7 protein-coding genes are annotated in these 6,503 nt (G+C 63.6%); all 7 read left to right on the forward strand.

Translation table 11 applies throughout. The features are described from left to right. The first annotated feature begins 150 nt into the window (after positions 1-150). The 7 genes from MOV80_RS20900 to MOV80_RS20930 all read left to right on the forward strand — a co-directional run bounded on the left by MOV80_RS20900 (position 151) and on the right by MOV80_RS20930 (position 6,381). Positions 151-1,017 (forward strand): MurR/RpiR family transcriptional regulator, encoded by an 867-nt coding sequence (locus MOV80_RS20900; protein ID WP_081575962.1) that lies wholly within the window; start codon positions 151-153, stop codon positions 1,015-1,017. Next, positions 1,010-2,005, forward strand: a complete 996-nt coding sequence (gene iolG, locus MOV80_RS20905; RefSeq protein WP_118268120.1) for an inositol 2-dehydrogenase — start codon at positions 1,010-1,012, stop codon at positions 2,003-2,005. Before MOV80_RS20900 ends, iolG begins: the two co-directional genes overlap by 8 nt. A 20-nt stretch (positions 2,006-2,025) precedes the next feature. After that, positions 2,026-3,042, forward strand: coding sequence for a Gfo/Idh/MocA family oxidoreductase (locus tag MOV80_RS20910; RefSeq protein ID WP_118268121.1), 1,017 nt, complete (start codon positions 2,026-2,028; stop codon positions 3,040-3,042). A gap of 83 nt (positions 3,043-3,125) precedes the next feature. Next, complete coding sequence (locus MOV80_RS20915) at positions 3,126-3,311, forward strand: hypothetical protein (RefSeq protein ID WP_141113267.1); 186 nt, start codon at positions 3,126-3,128, stop codon at positions 3,309-3,311. A gap of 10 nt (positions 3,312-3,321) precedes the next feature. After that, a complete protein-coding gene (gene glpQ, locus MOV80_RS20920) occupies positions 3,322-4,398 on the forward strand; it encodes a glycerophosphodiester phosphodiesterase (protein ID WP_107731823.1) in 1,077 nt (358 codons plus the stop codon). A gap of 631 nt (positions 4,399-5,029) precedes the next feature. Further along, the gene (locus MOV80_RS20925) at positions 5,030-5,668 is read left to right on the forward strand and encodes a DUF5610 domain-containing protein (protein ID WP_118268122.1); all 639 of its coding nucleotides are present in this window, start codon (positions 5,030-5,032) and stop codon (positions 5,666-5,668) included. A gap of 179 nt (positions 5,669-5,847) precedes the next feature. After that, positions 5,848-6,381 carry a DUF5610 domain-containing protein gene (locus MOV80_RS20930; RefSeq protein WP_141113268.1) on the forward strand — a complete coding sequence of 178 codons (534 nt, stop codon included), beginning with the start codon at positions 5,848-5,850 and terminating at the stop codon, positions 6,379-6,381. Positions 6,382-6,503: the final 122 nt, after the last annotated feature.

Here is a 6,503-nt window from a genome sequence, read left to right on the forward strand (position 1 = left end):
CGCGGACGCAGTCGGCGCCGGGCGTGAAATCACCTTAAGAGCTTTCGCTCTACTCTGCAAATAATTTTCCAAAATTGTTTTTCAATAGAAAAATATTTTCGAATATCGGGACAAAACGTATACTGGCCAAAACCTTAGGGAAGCCCGTCCATGGCCAACACCGCCTCCGCCGAAGAATTGATGCAGCGCATCGCCGCCGAATACGACACGCTGAGCAAGCAGCTGAAAGTGATTGCCGGCTACGTGGAGCAGCACCGGGGCACGCTGATGCTGCAACGCATTACCGACATCGCTCAGGCTTGCGAGGTGCAGCCCTCCGCCATCGTCCGCTTCGCCCAGCGCTTCGGCTTCGCCGGCTTTTCCGACATGCAGGCGCTGTTTCGTGACGCATTTACGCCACAGGGCGCGCCGCAGCCCAATTACCGGCAGCGCATCCAAAGCCTGATCGCCAACCGCGACGAGCAGCGCTCCGCCGGCGGCATGACCCGCGACTTCATCGCCGCCTGCCAGCAAGGCCTGCAAGAGCTGGACGCCTCGCTGGACGAGGCGCAGCTGGAAGCGGCGGTGGAGCTGCTGTTGAACGCCGACAACATCTACGTGGCCGGGGTGCGGCGCATGTTTCCCATCGCCTCTTACATCGCCTACGCCTTGCAGCACACCGCCAAAAAAGTGCATTTGCTGTCCGGCCTGGGCGGCATGTTTCCACAGCAAATCCGCAGCATTGGAGAAAAAGACGTGCTGATCGCCATCAGCTTCCAGCCCTACGGCAAGGAAAGCCGCTATTGCGCGCGGGTGGCGGCGCAGCACAAGGCCAAGCAGTTGGTGATCACCGACAGCCAACTCAGCCCGCTGGCGCGCGGGGCCGACGCGGTATTGACGGTCCGGGAAGGCTCCGCCTTCGCCTTCCGTTCGCTGACCAGCACCATCTGTCTGTGCCAGGCGCTGTTCATCGCGCTGGCCTGCCGGCTGGAGCTGAACATAGAAGAAACCAAGGAGACTGGAGGATACGATGATTGACACAGCGCTGTTTGGGGCCGGCCGCATCGGCAAGATCCACGCCGCCAACCTCGCCCGCCTGCCGGACATGCGGCTCAAATACGTGGTGGACAGCCATGCGCCGGCGGCACGGGAACTGGCCGCCGTCCACGGTGCCGAGGCCTGCTCCGCGGAACAGGCGCTGGACGATCCGGCAGTGCGCGCCGTGGTCATTGCCTCCAGCACCGACACCCACGCCGAACTGATCCTGGCCGCCGCCGCGCGCGGCAAGGCCATCTTCTGCGAAAAACCGGTGGACCTGGAACTGGAACGCGCGCGCCAGTGCGCGCGGGCGGTGGCGACGGCCGGCGTGCCCTGCCTGATCGGCTTCCAGCGCCGCTACGACCCCACGTTCGCCGCGCTCAAGGCCAGGCTCGCCGCCGGCGAGATCGGCGCGCCGGAAATGCTCATCGTCACCAGCCGAGACCCCGGCGCGCCGCCGCTGGACTATATCCGCCGCTCCGGCGGCATCTTCAAGGACATGCTGATCCACGACTTCGACATCTGCCGCTGGATCCTGGACGACGAAGTCGTCAGCGTGCACGCCAGCGCCAGCGCGCTGAGCGACCCGGCCATCGCCGCCGCCGGCGACGCCGACAGCACGGCGGTGACGCTGCGCACCCGCCAGGGCCGGCTGTGCCAGATCAACACCAGCCGCCGCGCCGCCTACGGCTACGACCAGCGCTTCGAAGTGCTGGGCAGCCGCGGCATGCTGCAAGCCGGCAACCACCGCCCCACCGAGGTCACCGCCTACGGCGAGCGCGCCGTGGCCGCGGACCTGCCCGAGCCCTTCTTTCTGGAACGCTACCGCCAAGCCTACGCCGCCGAGATGGCTCACTTCCTGGAGGTGATGCGCGACGGCGCCGCGCCGCGCACCACGGTGGAAGACGGCGTGCGCGCGCTGGAGCTGGCCGACGCCGCCACCCGCTCCTGGCGGCTGGGCCGGGTTGTCGAACTGGATCAGGTCTAACTCAACAGGGGGGGCTTGTCATGTCTACATTGAACCTCGGCGTCGCCGGCCTGGGCCGGCTGGGCCGCCGCCACGCGCTCAATCTGCGCGACCGCATCGCCGGCGCGCGCGTGATCGGCGTCTGCTCGCCGCTGCGGGAGGAACTGGGCTGGGCGCGGCGGGAGCTGCCCGACGCCGCCGGCCACGCCGCGCTGGAGGGCCTGCTGGCCGAACCGGGGCTGGACGCGGTGCTGCTGGCCACGCCCACCGCGCTGCACGCCGATCAGATCATCGCCTGCCTGGATGCCGGCAAACATGTGTTCTGCGAAAAACCGCTGGCGCTGAACCTGGACGATTGCCTGCGGGTGGAGCGCGCCGCCGCCCGCCGCCCGGAACTCAAGGCCATGGTGGGTTTCGTCCGCCGTTTCGACCCCAGTTACCAGGACGCCGCCGCCAAACTGGCGCAAGGCCTGGTGGGCCAGCCCTATCTGGTGCGCTCGCAGACTTGCGACCTCAACGACGACAGCGGCTTCTTCGTGCAGTTCGCGCCCAGCAGCGGCGGCATTTTCATGGATTGCAGCATCCACGACATCGACCTGGCGCGCTGGCTGCTGGGCGCGCCGCGCCCGCTGCGGGTGTGGGCCAGCGGCGTCAACGCGGTGCACGGCGCGTTGGCGCAATACGGCGATGTGGACAACGGCGTGGCGATGTGCGAGTTCGAGGGCGGCAAGCTGGCTTGCTTCTACGCCTCGCGCACTCAGGCGCACGGCCACGAGACGCTGACCGAGATCTTCGCCGCCCAGGGCCGGCTTAGCGTGGGCGCCAACCCGCGCGCCAACCGCGTGGAGATCAGCGACCGCCACGGCGTGCGCAACGAGTGCGTAACGGACTTCTACCAGCGCTTCGCTGAAGCCTTCGCGCTGGAGTTGCAGCATTTCGTCGATGCCGCGCGCCTGGACCAGCCGCTGGCCCTGAGCCTGGCCGACGCCCGCGAAGCCACCCGCATCGGCCTGGCCATTACCGAGGCCTTGAGGACCCGGCAGGCGGTGGAGTTGTAGAACCTGTTTACGATCTGCTGCGCGTCGGCGGGAAGCATGGAGAAAAGCGTGAAAACCGCTTGCCTCGCGGTCGCAGCAAGGGCGTGAACATCTTCAAAACTACCGCGCCGGAGGGGCTTGTCGCCGGCGCGGCGATACCCTATCGTCCTACTCCTTTCAGTAAAAACAAAACCATGGCGATGCCGATGAACTGGCCGGCTTTCATCACGCCGACATCCGCGCATCCGATCATGGCGTCGCGCCAACGTCCGTTGCGAACTTATATATAAAGGAGAATCCATGTCATTCGCTTGCAAACCCCTGCTCGCCGCCGTCGCGCTGGCCATCGGCCTGGCCGCGTCCGCCCAGGCCGCCGACAAAATCGTCATCGCCCACCGCGGCGCCAGCGGCTACCTGCCGGAACACACGCTGCCGTCCAAGGCGCTGGCCTATGCCCAGGGCGCGGACTATCTGGAGCAAGATCTGGTGATGACCAAGGACGACAGGCTGATCGTGCTGCACGATCATTACCTGGACCGCGTCACCGACGTGGCCGAACGTTTTCCCGAGCGCGCGCGCAAGGACGGCCGCTATTACGCGATAGACTTCACCCTGGCCGAGATCAAATCGCTGCGCTTCACCGAAGGCTTCGACATCGACAAGGGTGTCAAGCGCCAGACCTACCCCGGCCGCTTCCCGATGGGCAAGTCCGATTTCCGCATCCACACTTTTGAAGAGGAAATCGAATTCATCCAGGGCCTGAACCACTCCACCGGCCGCGACATCGGCCTGTACCCGGAGATCAAGGCGCCGTGGTTCCACCGCCAGGAAGGCAAGGACATCACAGTGAAGGCGCTGGAAGTGCTGAAGCGCTACGGCTACACCGGCAAGAACGACAAGGTCTATCTACAGTGCTTCGACTTCAATGAACTCAAGCGCATCAAGACCGTGTTGATGCCCAAGGCCGGCATGGACCTCAAGCTGGTGCAGCTGATCGCCTACACCGACTGGCAGGAAACCTTCGAACAGAATGCCGCCGGCCAGTGGGTGAACTACAGCTATGACTGGATGTTCCGTCCGGAAGGCATGAAGGAGGTCGCTAAGTACGCCGACGGCATCGGCCCGCAGTACCCGATGCTGATAGACAAGACCTCGACGCCGGGCAAGATCAAGCTCACCGGCATGAGCCGCGCCGCGCACGCCAACGGCCTGGCGATCCACCCCTACACCCTGCGCAAGGACGCGCTGCCGGCCTACGCCAAGGATATGGATCAGTTGCTGGACGCGGTGTACAACCGCGCCCAGGTGGACGGCGCCTTCAGCGACTTTCCGGACCTGGCGGTCGACTTCCTGCGCCGTCAGAAGCAGCACCGCTAAGAGCCTTTTTTCTGTGCGTTGAAACACGGTTTGGTGCACAGGAAACCGCGTATCCGACGCGACCCGGGTCCCTTCAAGCCTGCCGTCGGGTGGCAGGTCCGAGGTATTAAGCGGCTGCCTGTTCGAGCAGCGCGACGGTAGCGCGCTGCGAGTTCAGCCGCGCCTCGGACCTGGCGGGAACCGGCGGGAAGCCGTAGGCCTCGCTTGCAGGGTGGCCTTTAGGGGTGGAGGGGATATTTGGCCAAGCAAATATCTCCTCCCTGCTCGCCGGGCAGCCCCGGCAATCAAAATCATCATCCGCGCAGCGGACTCAATGTCTTGGAGCTATCACTGGAAGCCGGCGGCCGCCGGCGGTCAACGCCAGAACCGGGCCGGCCCAACGCCAGCCTGGGCTCTGCCTGCCGTGTGCACGCGCTCACTGAAATAAGCCTCAAGTTTCCGCCGGCCTGGCCGAAAACATAGCCATACTGAGGTAAGGCAGCCCTCGGTTTCCTTGCGCCAGCCGCGCAAGCCCCAATAAACACAATAGATTCAGACCAGGTCGACCAACACCACCAGCGCCTTGGGCATGAAAGCATCGCGCCGCATCCGGCCGTCGATCTCAACCGCCCTTTCCGCTAAGGAGCGCACTATGTCCATCAATTCCGTGAACAACCCGCCCGCCAGCAGCAGTCAGCTCAGCGTCAGCGTCCAGCAGAGCCAGACCAGCAGTTCCGCCAGCCAGAACGTCAGCAGCACGGTCAGCGCCCGCAATCAGTTGAACGCCCAACTGGTGGCCAATCTGGACGTTTCCACCAATACCGACGGCAAATCGCTGTCCCTGCTCTATCGCACCGCCATCGACAGCATCAACCAGATCCTGTCCGATCAGCTGAACGGCGGCGCGGGAGCCCAAGCCGCCTCCGACGGCCAGACCGCCCAAGGCGCACAGCAAACGCCCAATATCCTTCAGCAGAAGTTGAGCGAGGACAATTCGCCGGAAGGCACGTCCCAGCGCATCCTGTCCGGCGCGCTCAGCTTCTTCAGCACCTATGCCAAACAACACCCAGAGTTGAGCCAGGAAGAGCAGGCCAAGAATTTCGTCGACATCGTGCGCGGCGGCTTCGAGAAAGGATATGCCGAGGCCGTGGACATCCTCAACGGCCTCAAGGTGTTCAACGGTAATATCGCCGACGAAATCAAGAAAACCCGCGATCTGGTCAATAAAGGCTTCGACGATTTCATCGCCAGCATGAAGCCCCAGCAGCAGACCGACTCCAACGCCGGCTGATGGATTCCAGCCCATTAATCAATAATTTGTTTAAACTTCGTATATTGTTAAATTAAAAATAAAGTTTCCGCCGGCCCTGCCGAAAATAAGGCATGGCCGGGGAAACGAATCAGATCCAGACCGCGTTTCCGGCCAAACGCCGCCAGCCAGCCCGGCGGCACGCTCGCAAGGAGACCGTCATGCCCATCCTGCCCGTTACCCTGACCCAGGCCGGCCGCGCCGCCGGACACCAGCTCTCGCAACAGGAGCATGGCGGAAAGCACGGCCGCCAGCGCGACCCCGCTCCCGCCTCGGCCAATCCCGTCGCCGACAGCCGTTTTTCCGCCGACAAGCAATTTCTGGATTTATTTCACCACGCGGTGATGGACCCGCTCAGCTGCGCGCTGGACCTGCCGCTGATGGGCAAGGACCTGCTGACCGGCCTGGGGCTGGAACACAATCCTGGCTACGCGGCGGAACGGATCATGCGCGACTTCTACCAGTTGTTCGCCCTATACCGGCAGCAACACCCCAAACAATCGCCGATGCAGCAGCTGTTCATCTTCCTGGCCGTCGCACGGCAAAGCCTGGAGTGCGGCTTCAATGAAACTCATCAGGTGCTGGAAAGCATGAATATGCTTCACGTCGCTTACCACGACCTGGTCTCGGCCAAAGAGCAGGTGACGGTGGCACTGATTAATTTCGGCCAGACTCCAGTCCAAGAGGTGACATAGAACATGTTTACGATCTCGCGAGCGAGGGCGAGACAAGGCGAAAACGAGCGAAAAAGCGGAATGTACACGTGGTACATGAGCATTTTGAGCTTGTTTTTAACGCCGTATCGCCGACGCGCAGC

Origin of the sequence: Chromobacterium sp. IRSSSOUMB001, assembly GCF_023507765.1 — a bacterium.
GTDB classification, from domain to species: domain Bacteria; phylum Pseudomonadota; class Gammaproteobacteria; order Burkholderiales; family Chromobacteriaceae; genus Chromobacterium; species Chromobacterium haemolyticum.